This is a genomic window from Klebsiella sp. B345, from assembly GCF_051131735.1.
Lineage (GTDB): Bacteria > Pseudomonadota > Gammaproteobacteria > Enterobacterales > Enterobacteriaceae > Klebsiella.
This window is the reverse complement of the sequence record NZ_CP180443.1, coordinates 4,778,955-4,797,687: the sequence shown is the minus strand read 5'-3', so window position 1 is coordinate 4,797,687 and position 18,733 is coordinate 4,778,955. Positions and strand designations below refer to the sequence as shown.

The window sequence follows — 18,733 nt, the reverse complement described above, 5'->3', positions numbered from 1 at the left end:
GTTACAATGGTCGGGTCTTATACCCGGCATACTGCAAGTTGCAGCGCAGCGGCAGGTGGGCGAACCCCGATGAGCGTACTCAGATCAGTCGTTCCGGTGAGCGAGCATCGCCAGCGCACAGGCAGCCTGAAGTATGACGGGGATATTATCTCCAGGACTGAACTGAGGGTTTATGCGTACCATTCTGAATATTTTGAACTTTATCCTTGGTGGTTTCGCAACCACCCTGGGCTGGTTGCTGGCAACACTGGTCAGCATCATTCTGATTTTCACGCTGCCGTTAACCCGCTCCTGCTGGGAAATTACCCGGCTGTCTCTTCTGCCTTATGGCAATGAAGCGATTCATGTTGATGAACTGGAGCCGCAAAGAAAAAGTGCGCTGCTCAACACCGGCGGTACGCTGTTGAATATTCTGTGGTTTATCTTTTTCGGCTGGTGGCTTTGCCTGATGCATATCTTCAGCGGCATCGCGCAATGTGTGACCATCATCGGGATCCCGGTTGGTATCGCCAATTTTAAAATCGCCGCCATTGCACTGTGGCCGGTAGGACGCAGAGTGGTTTCCGTCGAAACTGCCCGCGCTGCGCGGGAAGCCAATGCGCGCCGTCGCTTTCAGTAACCGAACGGAAGAACCCCATGCTTAGCCCCTTGCTACGTCGTTATACATGGAACAGCACCTGGCTATATAACGCCAGGATTTTTATAGCACTTTGCGGCACAACCGCCGTTCCGTGGTGGCTTGGCGAAGTAAAACTCACCATTCCTCTGACGCTGGGTGTGGTTGCAGCAGCCCTGACTGACCTCGATGACCGTTTGACCGGTCGACTGCGCAACCTTGCCATCACTCTGGTGTGCTTTTTTATTGCTTCAGCGTCAGTGGAACTGCTTTTTCCGTGGCCGTGGCTGTTTGCGCTCGGTTTAACCGTCTCGACGACAGGGTTTATTCTGCTCGGCGGACTGGGGCAGCGCTATGCCACCATCGCATTTGGCGCGTTGCTGATAGCCATCTATACCATGCTGGGGACCACGCTCTACGATCGCTGGTACCTGCAACCGCTATTTTTATTGACCGGAGCGGTCTGGTACAACGTGCTGACGCTCGCCGGGCATATCATTTTTCCGATTCGCCCTCTCCAGGACAATCTGGCACGTAGTTATGAGCAACTGGCTCGCTATCTGGAGCTCAAATCCCGTCTGTTTGACCCGGATATCGAAGATGAGAGTCAGGCGCCGTTATACGATTTAGCCATTGCAAATGGCCAACTGGTTACCACGCTGAATCAGACCAAAGCCTCGCTGCTGACGCGCCTGCGGGGTGACCGTGGCCAACGCGGCACTCGCCGCACATTGCAATATTACTTCGTGGCCCAGGATATTCACGAACGCGCAAGCTCCTCCCACATTCAGTATCAAACGCTGCGCGACCATTTTCGTTATAGCGATGTGATGTTTCGTTTTCAGCGAATGCTGTCGATGCAGGCCCAGGCATGTCAAAAATTATCTCGCGCGATTCTGTTACGTGAACCCTATCAGCATGATGCCCATTTCGAACGGGCCTTTATGCATCTTGATTCCGCCCTCGATCGCGTACGTGCCAGCGGTGCCCCTGTCGAGCAAATCAAGGCTCTGGGCTTTCTGCTTAACAATTTACGAGCGATCGATGCCCAACTGGCAACCATTGAGTCGGTACAGACTATTGCGCCTTCCAACAGCAATACCGAAAATTTGCTGCTGGACGACAGGCTAAGCGGCTTCAGCGATATCTGGCTGCGCCTGCGCCGTAATATGTCGCCTGAATCAGCGCTGTTCCGCCATGCGGTGCGAATGTCACTGGTGCTCTGTGCGGGTTATGCGTTTATCCAGTTTACCGGGCTGAATCACGGCTACTGGATACTTCTGACGAGCCTGTTTGTCTGCCAGCCGAACTATAACGCCACGCGACACCGGCTCGCCCTTAGGATTATCGGTACCCTGATTGGCGTCGCTATCGGCCTACCTTTATTACTACTGGTGCCTTCCGTGGAAGGGCAACTGCTGTTGATTGTCCTGACAGGTGTACTGTTCTTCGCTTTTCGCAATGTGCAGTATGCCCACGCGACGATGTTTATCACCCTACTGGTCCTGCTCTGTTTTAATCTGTTAGGCGAGGGATTCGAAGTCGCGTTACCACGTATTTTCGATACGTTGATGGGCTGTGCTATCGCCTGGGCAGCAGTGAGTTTTATCTGGCCTGACTGGAAGTTTCGTAATCTGCCGCGCGTGCTGGATCAAGCGATCAATGCCAACTGCCGCTACCTGGATGCGATTCTTGAGCAGTACCACCAGGGACGCGATAATCGTCTGGCATATCGCGTCGCGCGTCGCGATGCCCATAGCCGGGATGGCGAACTTGCCTCAGTGGTCTCGAACCTGTCTACGGAGCCTCGGGCTAATGCCGCACTGCGCGAAACCGCATTCCGTCTGCTATGCCTGAATCATACGTTTACCAGCTATATTTCCGCCCTGGGCGCGCACCGGGAGAAACTCACTACACCAGATATTCTGGCGCTGCTTGATGATGCCGTTTGTTATGTCGATGATGCGCTGCACCACAGGCCATCCGACGAACATCGGGTGCAGCAGGCGCTCAATAGTTTGCAGACCCGGATCCAGCATCTCGAGCCCCAGCCTGATAGTAAAGAACCGCTGGTGCTCCAGCAAATTGGCCTGCTACTGGCGCTGTTACCGGAAATATGCCGCTTACAAAAACAGGTTGCGATTCAACCGGAGTAGCCATCAATATCACGGTGCTGGCCGCCAGCCCATTCTGCAAGCTCCCGCCGACATTGCACCGGGAGCGCTGCAGCATGCACACCCACAATCGCGCCCTCTAATGCATAGAGAATATTCAGTGAGAGTGCTTTATTAGATTCCCGCAATTTTAACCATACGTTTTTTGCACCCACATGACGCAATGTTTGTTCATCTGTTACCCCTACATGAATGAGCATTAGCTCCATATGAAAACTCATATTTGGCAGGTCTTTCAGACGTCCTGAAGCACGTTGCTGGTTTTTTTCGTTTTGCGCGGTATGTAATGAAAACTCTGAGAGTTTGAACAGCATTTCACTATCACACCAAAGCGCTTCATCAACTTGATAATATTTTAATAAAATCGGGCGGCCGCTTTTTTTCATAACCAGAAGCGGTGCAGCATGCTCAATGCGGTAAGCTGCGCTTTGCTCGCACACTTTTAGGTAAACCTCCCCCTCCGCCACCATGGCAAATACGGTATTATCTATTGCCAGACTATAGCCGCCAAATAGCGGTCGACAACGTATTTTCCCTAATGATGATAAGCACTCTTGAAATTGATGAAACCGTTGAGATGGCATTTTCTTCATGATTATTCCTTTGTTAATCATGTGAGCAGAATTTATTTTTTAACAGATCCGTTAATAATAGAAAATAAGTAACTTCTTTTATTTCGGCAAGATGATTTTTACACTCATCTCAATTAACACATCGTTTTGCGAGATGCTTTCAGAAATTTATCCTCGAACATATGAAATACCGTGCAATAGAATGCAGAAAGCGTCCTTATGGCTGGTGACCGAAATAAGCTGGCTACGGTACGATTGTGGTGAACGCGCGGTACGGTTAAGAAGGACAACCTGCACATGACCTGCACATGACAATCTGCTGCGCACAAAAAAGTTTGCCTTCCTCCCTCCACAGCCTGCACGGGCTGGCAGAGATTGCACCAGGAAGATGTACATTTTTCAACCAGAAAAATGATGAATGAGGTTGATCTTTTCCCCTGGTCGATATACTGTACATTCATACAGTAACTCACAGGCGGGATAGACTATGTTCACTTCAGCTTACGCAAACCGTTCATCACTGACTTCTGCTTCCGTACGTCGCCACTCGCAAGACGTCACCGAACAACCAGCCAGCGGGCTGATTAGTGAAATTGTCTATCGCGAGGATCAACCTATGATGACACAGCTACTCCTGCTACCTTTATTACAGCAGTTGGGACAGCAGTCACGTTGGCAGCTCTGGCTAACGCCGAAACAGAAACTGAGCCGCGAGTGGGTGCAGTCTGCTGGTTTACCATTAACCAAGGTGATGCAGATCAGCCAGCTGTCTCCATGCAACACCTTAGAATCAATGATCCGCGCGCTCCGTACCGGCAATTACAGTGTTGTTATTGGCTGGTTGTCAGATGAACTTACTGCTGACGAGCACGAACGCCTGGTCATCGCAGCAGAGGAAGGTCATGCCATGGGCTTCATCATGCGCCCTGTTGGGAATATGAACCAGGGTGGGAGACAACTCAGCGGCCTAAAAATTCACTCTAATTTGTATCATTAAGCTAAATTAGGATGAATCCTAGAATTTTTTTTGATCGCACCAATTCCACATTCTGAAAATGGTCATTTTTGTCGAAACGCCTGTCTGATGCGGTTTCGCAGCTTTTTTTGCCGAACGAAAATCAACCATATTTGTTAAATAATGTGTATACAACCCTTTTTTTTCATATGCCTGACGGAGTTCACACTTGTAAGTTTCGAACTAAGTTGTAGACTTTACATCGCCAGGGGTGATCGGCTTACGCTGCATGTATCAGCATAGTTAACAACAAGTCACGCCCCGGGTGAAGGATTTAACCGTGAGGTCTTTTGTACCTTCATGGCGAATTTTGGATGATAATGAGGCGCAAAAAATGAAAAAGACAGCTATCGCGATTGCAGTGGCACTGGCTGGCTTCGCTACCGTAGCGCAGGCCGCACCGAAAGATAACACCTGGTATGCAGGTGGTAAACTGGGTTGGTCCCAGTATCACGATACCGGTTTCTACGGTAACGGTTTCCAGAACAACAACGGTCCTACCCATAACAGCCAGCTTGGTGCTGGTGCGTTCGGTGGTTACCAGGTTAACCCGTACCTTGGTTTTGAAATGGGTTACGACTGGCTGGGTCGCGTTGCATACAAAGGCAGCGTAGACAACGGCGCATTCAAAGCTCAAGGCGTTCAGCTGACCGCTAAACTGGGTTACCCGATCACTGACGATCTGGATATCTATACCCGTCTGGGTGGTATGGTTTGGCGTGCAGACGCTGATGGCAACTACGGTTCTACCGGCGTTTCCCGCAGCGAACACGACACTGGCGTATCCCCAGTATTTGCTGGTGGTTTAGAGTGGGCTGTTACTCGTGACATCGCTACTCGTCTGGAATACCAGTGGGTTAACAACATCGGTGATGCAGGTACCGTTGGCGCGCGTCCGGATAACGGCATGCTGAGCCTGGGTGTTTCCTACCGTTTCGGTCAGGACGAAGCAGCTCCAGTTGTAGCTCCGGCTCCGGCTCCGGCTCCAGAAGTAACTACCAAGCACTTCACCCTGAAGTCTGACGTACTGTTTAACTTCAACAAATCTACCCTGAAACCGGAAGGTCAGCAGGCTCTGGATCAGCTGTACACCCAGCTGAGCAACATGGATCCGAAAGACGGTTCTGCAGTGGTTCTGGGCTATACCGACCGTATCGGTTCTGACGCTTACAACCAGCAGCTGTCCGAGAAACGTGCTCAGTCTGTTGTTGATTACCTGGTTTCTAAAGGTATCCCGGCTGGCAAAATCTCCGCACGTGGTATGGGTGAATCCAACCCGGTTACCGGCACTACCTGTGACAACGTGAAAGCTCGCGCTGCACTGATCGACTGCCTGGGCCCAGATCGTCGCGTAGAGATCGAAGTTAAAGGTTACAAAGACGTAGTATCTCAGCCGCAGGCTTAAGATTACTACCTATAAAAAACCCCGCTGATGCGGGGTTTTTTTTATGCTAAATTCAGATATCGAAGTAAACGGCTACTCGCCACGACACGAGCCCCCTACTCTTAACATCACTCTTTACCGAGCAGTACCTGCAAGTCGTGCTTCAGGCTGGACATTTTGCTGGCATATTTCTCTTTATGCTCTGCGTCCTCGATCAACTGCACGATGGTTTCTGACAATGTTTTGCCACGTCGATGCGCCAACCCAGCAAGACGCTGCCAGACGATGAACTCCAGGTCGATCGACTTTTTACGGGTATGCTGGTGCTCTGCGTTAAAGTGACGCTTGCGACGCGCCCGGATAGTCTGCTTCATACGGTTGGTTAATTCTGGATTCATATGCTGCTCAATCCAGGTATGCACCAGAACCGGTTCATTTTCGAGCGTCAGTAAGACATCGACCGCGGCTTTTGCTGCGCTGGCTTCAATATGGCGGGTAATCAGCTCACCTTCCCGGTGCTTCTTTACCAGATAATTCCATTTCCAGCCGCTTTCAAGATTTTCCAGTTGTTGATATTTCATTGCGATCTCAATGTGACCGTGTAACTCATTTCAGGATATCAGTTTTTTCCCGATGTGCTGAGAATAAATCATCATTCGTGATGCAGGTAACCCGCTTATCATCGCTGCACATGTAATCCTCCGTGTGCTCGGACGCAGCATAAGGTATAATCGCGCGCTTTACATCTGACTAAAAACAGCGACTTTGACCATTACGAAACTGACCCGAAAAGACCTTGCTCCTGATACGGAAAGTTATCAGGCGCTGTTTGCACAAGCTGATTTAGCCCATGCTGAGGAATCCCTCGCAGGCGAGCTACAGCCCCGCTTATTCTATGGTCTGGAACAACTTCTTGTGACCCCGACCATCTCGCCATTCATGCTGGTTAAAGCCCCTGAAGAAGCGGAATACCTGCAATGGCTGGCGACAGAAACCCGCACGTTATTTGAACCGACGGACCCACTGTATGGCGTTCGCTACCAGGTCAACGGCGGAAACGTCACCCTGACACCGGCAACGCACGCTGACGATAATTTTGCCAGCACCGCCCCGGTTGAAACTGCCGATTGGGTCGAAGCAGAACAGCTCTTTGGCTGCGTACGGCAATTTAACGGCGAAATCTCGCTGCAGCCGGGCCTGGTGCATCGCACAAACGGCGGCGTCTTAATTATTTCCCTGCGGGCATTACTGACACAGCCGCTGCTGTGGATGCGCCTGAAAAGCATGGTTATTCGCCAGCGTTTTGACTGGCTGTCCCTTGACGAGTCCCGTCCTCTGCCGGTCAGCATTCCCTCGATGCCGCTCAACCTGAAGGTCATTCTGGTCGGTGAACGCGAATCACTGGCCGATTTCCAGGAGATGGAACCTGAGCTCTCTGCACAGGCAATTTACAGCGAATACGAAGACAATCTGCAGATTGCTGATGAAGACGCCCTGAAACAATGGTGCCAGTGGGTCTGGAAGAATGCGCAGCAGCTCGAGTTGCCTGGCCTGGCGGCGGACGCCTGGCCCCTGCTGATTCAGGAAGCGGCCCGCTATACCGGTGACCAGGAGATGCTGCCACTCTGTCCGCAATGGATCGCTCGTCAGCTGCGTGAGGCGGCCGCCTTCTGTGAAGGTGAGCAGATCACCGCCGAAGAGATGCAAACCATGCTGGCACGCCGTGAGTGGCGTGAAGGCTATCTTGCCGAGCGTATCCAGGATGAAATCTTGCAGGAACAGATCCTGATTGAGACCGAGGGCGAATGCATTGGTCAGATCAACGCCCTGTCGGTCATCGAATTCCCGGGCCATCCTCGCGCATTTGGTGAGCCATCACGCATTAGCTGCGTCGTACACATCGGTGACGGTGAGTTTATTGACGTGGAGCGCAAGGCGGAGCTGGGCGGTAACATTCACGCCAAAGGCATGATGATCATGCAGGCGTTTCTGATGTCCGAGCTGGAGCTCGAACAACAGCTGCCTTTCAGCGCCTCACTGACCTTCGAGCAATCCTACAGTGAAGTGGACGGCGACAGCGCCTCGATGGCCGAGCTGTGTGCCTTAATCAGTGCACTGGCGGGAGTCCCCATCAATCAAAGCATCGCCATCACCGGCTCCGTGGACCAGTTTGGTCGCGTACAGCCGGTCGGCGGACTCAATGAAAAGATCGAAGGCTTCTTTACCATTTGCCAGCAGCGCGAGCTGACCGGCAAACAGGGCGTGATCATTCCTGCAGCTAACGTCCGCCATCTGAGCCTGTCTGCAGAGATCCAGCAGGCCGTCGCCGATGAGCAGTTTTTCATCTGGGCAGTCGAAGATGTCACTGAAGCAATACCCATTTTGACCCAGTTGCTATGGGATGGCGAAGGGCAAACGTTACGGCAAACCATTCAGGAACGGATTGCACAGGCGACGCAGCAAGAGAGTCGCCACCGTTTTCCGTGGCCGCTACGCTGGTTAGGCGGTTCAGGTTCGAACTGATCGGACTTGTTCAGCTTACACGTGTTAGCTATCCTGCGTCCCGAACTCAAAATAAGGCTTACTGAAAACATGGTAGATAAACGCGAATCCTATACAAAAGAAGATCTTCTTGCCTCTGGCCGTGGTGAACTGTTTGGCGCGAAAGGCCCGCAGTTGCCAGCGCCAAATATGCTGATGATGGACCGCGTCATCAAAATGACCGAAACCGGTGGTAACTACGATAAAGGTTTTGTTGAGGCAGAACTCGATATCAACCCGGACCTGTGGTTCTTCGGTTGCCACTTTATTGGCGATCCGGTGATGCCTGGCTGTCTGGGTCTGGATGCCATGTGGCAGCTGGTTGGTTTTTATCTGGGCTGGCTCGGCGGCGAAGGCAAAGGCCGCGCGCTGGGCGTAGGCGAAGTCAAATTCACCGGCCAGGTTCTGCCAACGGCGAAGAAAGTGACCTACCGTATTCACTTCAAACGTGTCGTTAACCGTCGTCTGATCATGGGCCTGGCGGATGGCGAAGTGCTGGTTGACGATCGTCTGATCTACACCGCAAACGATCTGAAAGTGGGCCTGTTCCAGGACACATCTGCGTTCTGATAAGCAGAGATAAGTTAAAAAAGGCGAAGCCCCCGCTCGGCGGAGGCTTCTTTTTTTAAAGAGACAGTCAGGCAGTTTGTACCCTGTCCTCCATGGCTTCTCGCCAGCCTCCTAGCCAGTAGGACCTTTGGTTCAAGGTCTGGTAGGGACACATTTCTTTCGATCTACCGGTGATCCCGGCCTGATATCCACGTTGATGTGCCCGTTCCAGGCGATCTCGTTTTTGTCTCTTCATGCCTCGTTTCCCTCATTATTTGATCTGGTGGAAAAGAAAACAGTGGTCACTAAATATGCAACCACGGTTAACGAATACCGCGAATCAGAGGGAACGTCAATGCGCAAAATTCACGCCATTGTCATAATTGTGAGCTATATGAAAGTTCATTTGTACAAAAAATGTGAACCGGCACAAGTAACGGTCTGACGTGGCAAATAAAAAAGCCGCGGGTGTTTTTCGCCCCCGCGGCTTTAAATCTGTATTCATTTTACTTATGGCAAGCGATTCAGCTCACTGGCAATCGCCGTCGCTTCCTGGGACCAGGCCTGCGCCATAGTCTTCACCATCGCGTCATAGCCGTCCTGCTGCTGCTTCAGTTCAATATTGAACGGACGCTTAATCAGCTGTCCCTGATGCTTCAGCAACCACTCCCCGCTGACAATCACCCGTCCATCGTAACGTCCATGGAAACCATTCACCGCCACGTTGAGAGTATCCTGGTCGCTGCCCAGAGGCTGCGAGGAAACCACCCACCCCGGCAGTTGATTACTTAAATTCGCCACCAGCGTCGTTCGCAGTTGCTGATCGAGCGGGCTCGCCCACAGATTATTGCTCGCAATAACATACTGCACGTCCGTCGTTTGATAGACCACGCCGTTGCCCGCCAGATAATCCGGGATGCTCACCTGCTCAACCCACAGCAGGTTTTTGCTTTGGTGGGCGGCGCTTTGCGCGCCGCTCTGTGCAACCGGAAGCTGATAGTAGGTTTTATTTTCCCCACTGCTGCTGCACGCTGCCAGCGCACATGCCGCGGCAACCACTAACCATTTTTTCATTATTTCGCTCCCTTCGGCTGAGGATCTTTTTTATCCTTGGCCTCAAATACCAGCGCGTTGCTCTTATCATTGAGCGTTTTCAGTACTGGCTGCAGTTCGCGAAGAACCTGATCCAGTCGCTGCATATCCGCAACCATCTTGTTGTATGCCGCAGAACCAGGCTGGAAGCCCTGCATACTACGGTTCAGTTCACGCAACGTATTTTGCATATCTCCCGGCAGCTGCTGCATTGACGGACTTGCCGCAATCTTATTCAGGCTATCCAGTGTCGTCTGAACACGCTGCATGGTTTTTTCACTCTGCGCCAGCGTGCTGGTTGCTTGCTCCAGCAGCGGGTTAATCGGTAGATTGTTGATCTTATCCAGTGCCTCCATCAGGCGCTGCTGGATCTGTGCCAGGCCACCGCTAATGGTAGGAATGATCGGATAGCTTCCAAATTCCTGAATTTGGCCGCGCGGCGGCGCTTTTGGATAGAAATCGAGATCGATGTACAGCGCCCCGGTCACCAGGTTACCGGTTTTCAGCGATCCGCGTAATCCGCGATTGATCAGATCGTCAATATGCGTACGGATGTTAGGATCCCCGCCCAGCTGGTTGATCAAGCGCTGCGGCTCAATACGTACTTCAACCGGAATGCGATAGTCATCATTCAGACGCTGATGTAAGCCAGGAATAAAGAACGGGACCTTACCGACGGTACCTAAACGTATCCCACGGAACTCGACAGGCGCTCCGGGTTGCAGACCGCGAACGGAATCTTTAAAGAACATCACGTAATCGATGTGCTGGGTATAGATCGAATCCTGAATGCTCTTTTGATCGTCAAAAAGATGGTAGCCGGTTTTATTCGCCGCAGGCTCACCCAGGTCGAGACCTTCCGGAATGTCAAAGCTGACGCCGCCGCCAAACAGGGTTGCTAATGACCCCATTTCTACACGCATCCCCGCCGAGGTTAAGTCGACCGCAATGCCGCTGTCTTTCCAGAAACGCACGTTGGTCGTCACCAGACGATCGTTAGGCGCGTTGATAAACAGCTGATAGGTGATGCTGCGTTTTTGCGGGTCGAAGGTGCTGGTTTCCACCGAGCCGACACGATAGCCGCGGAAAAGCACCGGGTCGCCCGGAGAGAGCTGTCCGGCTTTATCGCTTTCCAGCAGTACCCGAATACCTTTCGCATCAGGTGACGCCAGCGGCGGTGAATCCAGCAGCGGATATTGCGCAGAATCTCCGCCTTTGGTGCCCGGCTGAAGCTCAATATAAGCACCAGAAAGTAAGGTCCCCAGACCACTGATCCCTTCACGTCCAACCTGCGGCTTCACGACCCAAAAGACCGAGTCTGAATGCAGGAGCTTCTTCATGCCGGAATTGAGACGCGCTTTAATCTCAACGTGCGTCAGGTCGTCAGTCAGGATAGCGCTTTCCACCACCCCGACGTCCACGCTGCGGCTTTTAATCCGGGTTTTGCCCCCTTCAATACCTTCCGCATTGGTGGTGATCAGCGTCACTTCCGGCCCTTGATGGCTGTAGTGATAAAAAAGGATCCACGCGCCGATTAGCACAGTGACGATGGGGAAGATCCACACGGGTGACCAGTTCTTCACCTTTTGCACCTTTGCTTCTCCGCTCTTATTTTCCATGCTGCTGCATTTCCTCATGGCTTGAATCTGGTTCACGGTCCCACAACAAACGAGGGTCAAAGGTCATGGCTGAGAACATTGTCATAACAACAACGAGCGCAAACATCACCGCCCCGATCGCAGGATAGATACTCATCAACCCTCCCATGCGCACCAGCGCCGAGAGGACCGCGATGACAAAAACATCAATCATTGACCAACGGCCAACAAACTCCACTACTTCATAAATCAGGTGCATGCGCTCTGAATCGCGTTGACCATTGCCATTAGCGTTCCAACAGAGCCAGGCAATTGCCATCATTTTTAGCGTCGGCACCATAATACTGGCAATAAAAATCACCAATGCCACCGGATACGACCCTTCGCTCCAGAGCAGTATCACCCCAGCCATAATCGTGGAGGGTAGTTTATCCCCGAGTAAATCGGTGATCATGATCGGCAGAATATTTGCCGGGAGATACAGGACGAAAGAGGTGATTAGCAGGGCCATAGTCCACTGCAGACTATGCTTACGTCGGACCGTGCCTTTGGTCTGGCAGCGCGGACAAACCGCCTCATCAGCAGGCAAAATGGCAGTACAGCACGAACATGAGCGTAGACCCTGGCGGATCCCGGTCTGGCCGATCTTCAGCGGTTGTCTGAGTGCAGGCATTGGTGCAATATCGTCCCATAGCCAGCGTCGGTCGACGCATTGCAGCGCCCGCAGCTGGAGCAAACAGAATAAACACCAGGGCACAAAGCTTAAGCCAACACCAATATCGCCGTAGGCCATCAGTTTGACGAAGCTCACCAGCACGCCGGCGAGGAAAATCTCCGCCATTCCCCAGGTCTTAAGATGGAACAGAATACGCGCCAGAAACGCCTTGAGCCGCGCCGGCAGATGCACCCGATTAACCAGTAACAGAATCGTCACCAGGCAAAATGCCGGCACCAATTGTACAAAGAGGAGAAAGAAGGTGCCCAGGCTGGCGTAATTTTCGCTGAACAAAATGCCAGGGATTTCCAGCAGCTTAATCTCACTGCGGATCCCCCCAACGCTCATATCGACGAAGGGAAACAGATTCGCCAGCAGCAGCATAAACAGCGCCACCAGCGCATAGGCCGTGGGACGCTGCCGAGGCGCGTCCCACGTGGTTGTCAGCGTCGTACCGCAACGCGGACATACGGCTTTCTGGCGATGCTCCAGCTGCGGCAAAGCCACCAGCAAATCACATTGTGGGCACAGGATATGCCGCCCAGCATGATGATGATCGCACATGAAAACTCCTCAGCTTAGGCGCCGTTTTTTAATCCTTCGAGATATTCCCAGCGTTCAAAGGCAGTTTCCAGTGCCTGTTCCGCTTCGGCCAGCTGAGCCAGCACTTGCTGCGTATGGTCATGGGACTGGCCAAAGAAAGAAGGATCGGCAACCTGTTCCTGCAGATTCTGCAGTTGGGTTTCCAGTTCTTCAAGTCGTTGTGGCAACTGTTCCAGTTCGCGCTGCAGGTTATAGCTTAGTTTGTTAGGTGCACGTTTGACACTTTCTGCTTTTGATTGAGCAACTTCTGCTGATTTTTTGGCAGCAGTCTGTTTTAGCGCCAGATGCTGCGATTGTTGGCCGCGCGCATCATGGTATCCGCCGACATACTGACCAATTTTCCCGCCGCCTTCGAAGATCCAGCATTCGGTAACGGTGTTATCGACAAACTGACGGTCGTGGCTGACCAGCATGACGCTGCCCTGATACCCATCGACGAGCTCTTCCAACAGCTCCAGCGTTTCCACATCCAGATCGTTTGTCGGTTCATCGAGGATCAACAGGTTGCTTGGCTTCAGGAAAAGACGTGCCAGCAACAGTCGGTTACGCTCTCCGCCAGACAGCGCCCGCACAGGCGTCATCGCACGTTTTGGATGGAACAGGAAGTCCTGCAAATAGCCCAGCACATGGCGCGGTTTACCGTTTACCAGTACTTCCTGTTTGCCTTCGGCCAGGTTATCCATCACGGTTTTATCCGGATCTAGCTCGGCGCGGTGCTGATCGAAGTAGGCCACTTCCAGCTTGGTGCCGACATGAACCCGACCGCTATCAGCCTTCAGCTGACCGAGCATCAGTTTCAACAGCGTGGTTTTCCCACAACCGTTAGGACCGATCAGCGCGATTTTGTCACCGCGCTGGATTTGCGCCGTGAAATCTTTTACCAGCACCTTACCGTCAATCTGATAGTTAACATCTTCCATTTCGAAGACGATTTTGCCGGAACGTGCCGCCTCTTCGACCTGCATCTTCGCACTGCCCATTACTTCGCGACGTTCGCCACGTTCACGACGCATCGCTTTAAGGGCGCGAACACGACCTTCGTTGCGGGTACGGCGCGCTTTAATACCCTGGCGAATCCACACCTCTTCCTGGGCCAGCTTGCGGTCAAACTCGGCGTTTTGCAGCTCTTCAACACGCAGGGCTTCTTCTTTTTCCAGCAGATACTGATCGTAGCTACCCGGATAGGTCACCAGCTTACCGCGATCGAGATCGACGATACGGGTGGCCATATTGCGAATGAAGGAACGGTCGTGCGAGATGAAAATGATGGTTCCTTTGAAGGTTTTGAGGAAGCCTTCAAGCCAGTCAATGGTTTCGATATCCAGGTGGTTGGTCGGTTCATCCAGCAGCAGCACGCGCGGGCCACTGACCAGCGCACGCCCGAGAGCGGCTTTACGTAACCAACCGCCGGAAAGAGAAGCCAGCTCGGCATTCGCATCCAGACCCAGCTGTTCCAGGACTTCGTTAATACGGTTTTCAAGCTGCCACAATCCCAGGTTATCCAGCAGATCCTGCAGGCGCGCCAGCTCATTTAAATTTTTAGTGCTCGGATCGGTCATCACCAGGCGAGAGACATCGTGATATCCCTTCAGATAAGCCGCCTGCTCGGCGATCCCTTCAGCCACAAAGTCGTATACCGTACCGGCGATATTGCGCGGTGGATCCTGCTGCAAACGAGCCACAACCAGATCCTGCTCATAGATGATCCGTCCGTCATCCAGCCCCTGCTCCCGGTTGAGGATCTTCATCAGGGTGGATTTGCCCGCACCGTTGCGCCCGACCAGACAGACGCGCTCGTTATCTTCGATATGCAACTCGGCGTTATCCAGCAGCGGTGAATCGCTAAAGGAAAGCCAGGCACCATGCATACTAATTAATGACATTCTTTATTCCTTTCAGGCTGCGGTAATCAGCCAGCAGTTGTGAATCTGACGGTTACGGGCGAAATCCTGAGACAGCGTTTTTTGCGTAATTTCTTGCGCCTTCAGCCCCAGCTGTGCCAGTCCGTCATGATCCATACGGAAACCGCGTTTGTTGTTCGAGAACATAATGGTGCCGCCTTTGCGCAGCAGACGTTTAAGATCCGTCATCAGACGCAGGTGGTCGCGCTGCACGTCGAAGGCATCATCCATGCGTTTTGAGTTGGAGAACGTCGGCGGATCGATAAAGATCAGATCGAACTGTTCATCGCTTTCACGCAGCCAGCCCAGCACGTCGGCCTGCATCAGACGATGTGCACGCCCGGTCAGCCCGTTGAGGCGCAAGTTGCGCTCGGCCCATTCGAGATAGGTACGGGACATATCCACGGTAGTGGTAGAACGTGCGCCGCCGAGGCCAGCGTGGACGCTGGCGCTGCCGGTGTAGGCGAAGAGATTCAGGAAGTCTTTCCCTTTGCTCATCTGGCCCAGCAGACGACGGGCGATGCGGTGGTCAAGGAACAGGCCGGTATCGAGATAATCCGTCAGGTTGACCCACAGACGAGCGTTATACTCCTGAACTTCCAGGAAATCGCCCTTCTCGGCCATTTTCTGGTACTGATTCTTACCTTTCTGCCGTTCACGGGTTTTCAGCACCAGTTTGTTCGGCGCAATGCCCAGCACGGAGATCGTCGCCGCGATAATGTCAAACAGACGCTGGCGTGCTTTATGCGCATCAACCGTTTTCGGCGGCGCGTATTCCTGCACCACCACCCAATCGGCGTAGCGGTCAATCGCCACGTTGTATTCCGGCAGGTCGGCATCATACAGGCGGTAGCATTCGATCCCTTCCTGACGCGCCCATTTCTCAAATTTCTTCAGGTTTTTACGCAGACGGTTGGCGAAATCATCCGCCATGGATGCCACGCTGCTGCCATCGGTTTCCGCCAGATGGTAGTTTTTCTGCACGCAGTCCAGCGGGCCATTTTTCGCTTTAAACTGTTTGTCCGCACGCAGCTGCAGGCAGCTGAGCAGTTCCGGCGAGGCGCTGAACAGTGACAGATTCCAGCCGCCAAACTGCGTTTTCATCGCCCGACCCAGCAGGCTGTGCAGAGCAATCAGCGCCGGCTCGCTTTCCAGACGTTCACCGTATGGTGGATTGCTGATAACGGTCCCATAAGGGCCTTTCGGCAGCGGATTGCTCAACTGGGCTACATCTTTGGCTTCGAAGGCGATCAGCTCGCCTACTCCGGCGCGACGAGCGTTGCTCCGCGCACGCTCAATCACACGGGCATCGACGTCAGAGCCGTAGAAACGTGACTCATAGGCAGCCAGCCCTTTGCGGGCGCGGGTCTGTGCTTCGGCTTTGACCTCTTTCCACACCGCATCATCATGCTGCAACCAACCGTTAAAACCCCAGTGACCACGATGCAGACCCGGCGCACGATCGGTTGCCAGCATGGCAGCTTCAATCAGCAGCGTACCGGAACCACACATCGGATCGAGCAACGGCGTACCCTGAACCCAGCCAGAGCGCATCACAATCGCTGCCGCCAGGGTTTCTTTGATCGGCGCCATACCGGTACCATCGCGATAGCCGCGAAGATGCAGGCCTTCTCCGCTGAGATCCAGCGAGATGTGCGCGGTTTCTTTATTCAGCCAGACGTTAATACGCAGATCGGGTTGCTCACGATCGACGTTTGGACGTGGCAGATTTTTACGCGTGAAGCTGTCAACGATCGCATCTTTGACCTTTAACGCGCCGTACTGGCTGTTACGAATTTCGTCGTTCAGCCCGCTAAAATGGACGGCAAAAGTGGCGTCTGGGGTGAAAATCTCCGTCCATGGAATGGCCTGCACGCCGAGGTACAGATCCAAATCGCTGTACACGCTACACTGGCCCAGCGGCATCATGATGCGCGAAGCCAGTCGGCTCCACATCAGGCTTTGATAGCGTACTCGCGTATCTCCCTGAAAATGGACACCGCCCTGGACTACCTGGCAGTCCAGCGCGCCAAGCCCTTCCAGTTCAGTTTTTAACAGCTCTTCAAGGCCACGAGCCGTACTGGCAAACAGAGAATTCATATCGTCACTTTTACTAAAAGAAAATTGTTGCGCATTATAGCCAATATGCGCCCCATGTCATAAAGTTAAAGGCTTATTTTTAAGCCTGGAGGCAGCGCATGCTAACGCTATCGCGACTTTTTATTCATCCCGTCAAATCCATGCGTGGAATTGGCCTGACGCACGCGTTTGCCGATATCAGCGGTCTGGCCTTCGATCGAGCCTTCATGGTGACGGAAACCGATGGCACCTTTATTACTGCCCGCCAGTTTCCTCAAATGGTCAAGTTTACCCCCTCGCCTTTACATGATGGTATTCACCTGACGGCAGTTGACGGCAGCAGCGCGATTATCCGCTTTACGGATTTTGCCCCTCAGGGCGAACCGACCGAAGTGTGGGGTAACCACTTCACCGCGCTAATCGCGCCAGCATCAGTGAACCAGTGGCTCAGCGGCTTCTTTAATCGTGACGTTCAGCTCCGCTGGTTAGGGCCACAGCTGACCCGACGGGTGAAGCGCCATGACGCGGTTCCCCTGACCTTCGCCGATGGCTTTCCCTATTTATTAACCAATGAAGCCTCATTGCGTGACCTGCAAAGCCGCTGTCCGGCAAGCGTGCGCATGGAACAGTTTCGCCCCAATTTGGTGGTGACCGGTGCCGCGGCCTGGGAAGAAGACAGCTGGAAAGTGATTCGTATCGGCGAGGTGGTGTTTGAGGTGGCAAAGCCCTGCAGCCGCTGCGTGCTGACCACCGTCAGTCCGGAACGTGGGCAAAAGCATCCCTCCGGCGAACCGCTGGCCACCCTGCAGCGCTTCCGTACCGCGCTGGATAACGGCGATGTGGATTTCGGTCAGAATCTGATCGCCCGCAACAGCGGCGTCGTGCGGGTTGGCGATGAAGTGGAAGTGCTAACGCGCGGCCCGGCAAAAGCCTACGGTGCTGGCGAGAGCGACGAGACGCTGGCGGTAGACCAGCAGCAAAATTCCGTGGTAGAGATAGCGTGGCAGGGGCTGAGTTTTAACGGGAATACGCAGCAGGTACTGCTGGAGCAGCTAGAACAAAAAGGTATTCGCATTCCCTACTCCTGTCGGGCCGGCATCTGTGGCAGCTGCCGTATCCGGCTGGAAGAGGGCGAAGTCAGCCCGCTGAAGAAAAACGCGGTGGCGGCAGATGGCACGATTCTGTGCTGTAGCTGTGTACCCAAAACCGCTTTACGGCTGGCGCCCTAAGCAACGGGCGATTTACACTGCCTGACCCAGACTGTAGCTGGCGGCACCTGCTGCCGGTTGCAGTCTGTCGTTCATAATTTTAATCACGTCACCAAGCTGCAAAATACGCCCTGCGACCGTCACTCCCGGCTGCGCCAGCAAACACAGGGCCGCATTTTCCCCCGGTTCAACCACCAGCAAATTCACCTGTTGCCCGGTATCGCTGAGCCAGGCACTGGCGGCGTCACCAGTGACCGGCTGCCAGCTGGCATCATGAGAGGTGAAATGCCAGCTCTTCGGCATTTGTGGTTTCAGGAAACGAATCGCGACCAGAGCATTAAGGACTAATTCCGCACGCTGTTCTTTCGATAATTCTATATCGCGACATTTCTCTTCGAAGGAAAAATAAAGCGCAGCGTCGTCAACGCAGAATCCGGATGGCGCGAATGCGTCCGGGGTTAACATCCGACGCGCAAAACGCGAACGGAACAACATACCATTGGCCAAATCGAGCATCATACGATCGTGCTCTTCATCGTAATACCAACGCCAGTTATCGTCAGGTTTAATTCGCATCGTATCCCGGTCCTCTTTTGCGTCCAGCTCTAATTGCAATGGCATCCTGCAACAAAATTATTTCCAAAATTAAGAAAAGACTAAAATGTCTAAATAAGCAACAATGAAGG

General features: G+C 53.1%; 16 protein-coding genes. 7 read left to right on the top strand and 9 right to left on the bottom strand.

What is annotated here, in order from left to right:
- The first annotated feature begins 172 nt into the window (after positions 1 to 172).
- Both ACMYSO_RS22450 and yccS read left to right on the top strand, forming a co-directional pair.
- Positions 173 to 619: a YccF domain-containing protein gene (locus ACMYSO_RS22450; RefSeq protein ID WP_123756207.1), complete on the top strand. Its 447-nt coding sequence runs from the start codon at positions 173 to 175 to the stop codon at positions 617 to 619.
- Positions 620 to 636: 17 nt separating this feature from the next.
- A complete protein-coding gene (gene yccS / locus ACMYSO_RS22445; RefSeq protein WP_434668013.1) occupies positions 637 to 2,772 on the top strand; it encodes a YccS family putative transporter in 2,136 nt (711 codons plus the stop codon).
- Here the strand turns inward: yccS and ACMYSO_RS22440 are convergent.
- Positions 2,760 to 3,383, bottom strand: a complete 624-nt coding sequence (locus ACMYSO_RS22440) for a TfoX/Sxy family DNA transformation protein (protein ID WP_434668010.1) — start codon at positions 3,381 to 3,383, stop codon at positions 2,760 to 2,762. The two genes, yccS and ACMYSO_RS22440, sit on opposite strands and share 13 nt — an antisense overlap.
- A 466-nt stretch (positions 3,384 to 3,849) precedes the next feature.
- Between ACMYSO_RS22440 and sulA the strand changes: the two genes are divergently transcribed.
- Positions 3,850 to 4,359 carry an SOS-induced cell division inhibitor SulA gene (sulA, locus tag ACMYSO_RS22435; protein ID WP_434668007.1) on the top strand — a complete coding sequence of 170 codons (510 nt, stop codon included), beginning with the start codon at positions 3,850 to 3,852 and terminating at the stop codon, positions 4,357 to 4,359.
- 352 nt (positions 4,360 to 4,711) lie between these two features.
- Positions 4,712 to 5,782: a porin OmpA gene (gene ompA / locus ACMYSO_RS22430; RefSeq protein ID WP_434668004.1), complete on the top strand. Its 1,071-nt coding sequence runs from the start codon at positions 4,712 to 4,714 to the stop codon at positions 5,780 to 5,782.
- A gap of 107 nt (positions 5,783 to 5,889) precedes the next feature.
- Here the strand turns inward: ompA and matP are convergent, their stop codons facing one another.
- Positions 5,890 to 6,342 (bottom strand): macrodomain Ter protein MatP, encoded by a 453-nt coding sequence (gene matP / locus ACMYSO_RS22425; protein WP_123756203.1) that lies wholly within the window; start codon positions 6,340 to 6,342, stop codon positions 5,890 to 5,892.
- 184 nt (positions 6,343 to 6,526) lie between these two features.
- On the opposite strand from matP, the gene ACMYSO_RS22420 reads away from it, so the two are divergent.
- Together ACMYSO_RS22420 and fabA are read left to right on the top strand one after the other, a co-directional pair.
- Positions 6,527 to 8,284 (top strand): AAA family ATPase, encoded by a 1,758-nt coding sequence (locus tag ACMYSO_RS22420; RefSeq protein WP_434668002.1) that lies wholly within the window; start codon positions 6,527 to 6,529, stop codon positions 8,282 to 8,284.
- Between the two features lie 69 nt (positions 8,285 to 8,353).
- Positions 8,354 to 8,872, top strand: a complete 519-nt coding sequence (fabA, locus tag ACMYSO_RS22415; RefSeq protein WP_434667999.1) for a bifunctional 3-hydroxydecanoyl-ACP dehydratase/trans-2-decenoyl-ACP isomerase — start codon at positions 8,354 to 8,356, stop codon at positions 8,870 to 8,872.
- A gap of 67 nt (positions 8,873 to 8,939) precedes the next feature.
- Here the strand turns inward: fabA and rmf are convergent, their stop codons facing one another.
- The 6 genes from rmf to rlmKL form a co-directional block, all read right to left on the bottom strand.
- On the bottom strand, positions 8,940 to 9,107 hold the full coding sequence (rmf, locus tag ACMYSO_RS22410; RefSeq protein ID WP_004871568.1) for a ribosome modulation factor: 168 nt from the start codon (positions 9,105 to 9,107) through the stop codon (positions 8,940 to 8,942).
- A 254-nt stretch (positions 9,108 to 9,361) separates the two neighbouring features.
- The gene (gene pqiC / locus ACMYSO_RS22405) at positions 9,362 to 9,925 is read right to left on the bottom strand and encodes a membrane integrity-associated transporter subunit PqiC (RefSeq protein ID WP_434585696.1); all 564 of its coding nucleotides are present in this window, start codon (positions 9,923 to 9,925) and stop codon (positions 9,362 to 9,364) included.
- Positions 9,925 to 11,562, bottom strand: coding sequence for an intermembrane transport protein PqiB (pqiB, locus tag ACMYSO_RS22400; protein WP_434667996.1), 1,638 nt, complete (start codon positions 11,560 to 11,562; stop codon positions 9,925 to 9,927). Before pqiB ends, pqiC begins: the two co-directional genes overlap by 1 nt.
- On the bottom strand, positions 11,552 to 12,820 hold the full coding sequence (pqiA, locus tag ACMYSO_RS22395) for a membrane integrity-associated transporter subunit PqiA (RefSeq protein WP_434667994.1): 1,269 nt from the start codon (positions 12,818 to 12,820) through the stop codon (positions 11,552 to 11,554). The genes pqiB and pqiA overlap by 11 nt, the downstream gene beginning before the upstream one ends.
- Positions 12,821 to 12,834: 14 nt before the next feature.
- Positions 12,835 to 14,742, bottom strand: coding sequence for an ABC transporter ATP-binding protein (locus ACMYSO_RS22390; RefSeq protein WP_434667991.1), 1,908 nt, complete (start codon positions 14,740 to 14,742; stop codon positions 12,835 to 12,837).
- A 12-nt stretch (positions 14,743 to 14,754) separates the two neighbouring features.
- On the bottom strand, positions 14,755 to 16,860 hold the full coding sequence (rlmKL, locus tag ACMYSO_RS22385; protein ID WP_434585700.1) for a bifunctional 23S rRNA (guanine(2069)-N(7))-methyltransferase RlmK/23S rRNA (guanine(2445)-N(2))-methyltransferase RlmL: 2,106 nt from the start codon (positions 16,858 to 16,860) through the stop codon (positions 14,755 to 14,757).
- A 98-nt stretch (positions 16,861 to 16,958) separates the two neighbouring features.
- On the opposite strand from rlmKL, the gene ACMYSO_RS22380 reads away from it, so the two are divergent.
- On the top strand, positions 16,959 to 18,068 hold the full coding sequence (locus ACMYSO_RS22380) for a YcbX family protein (RefSeq protein WP_434667988.1): 1,110 nt from the start codon (positions 16,959 to 16,961) through the stop codon (positions 18,066 to 18,068).
- A 12-nt stretch (positions 18,069 to 18,080) separates the two neighbouring features.
- Here ACMYSO_RS22380 and zapC read toward each other — a convergent pair whose 3' ends face one another.
- Positions 18,081 to 18,623 (bottom strand): cell division protein ZapC, encoded by a 543-nt coding sequence (zapC, locus tag ACMYSO_RS22375; RefSeq protein WP_434667985.1) that lies wholly within the window; start codon positions 18,621 to 18,623, stop codon positions 18,081 to 18,083.
- Positions 18,624 to 18,733 lie beyond the last annotated feature (110 nt).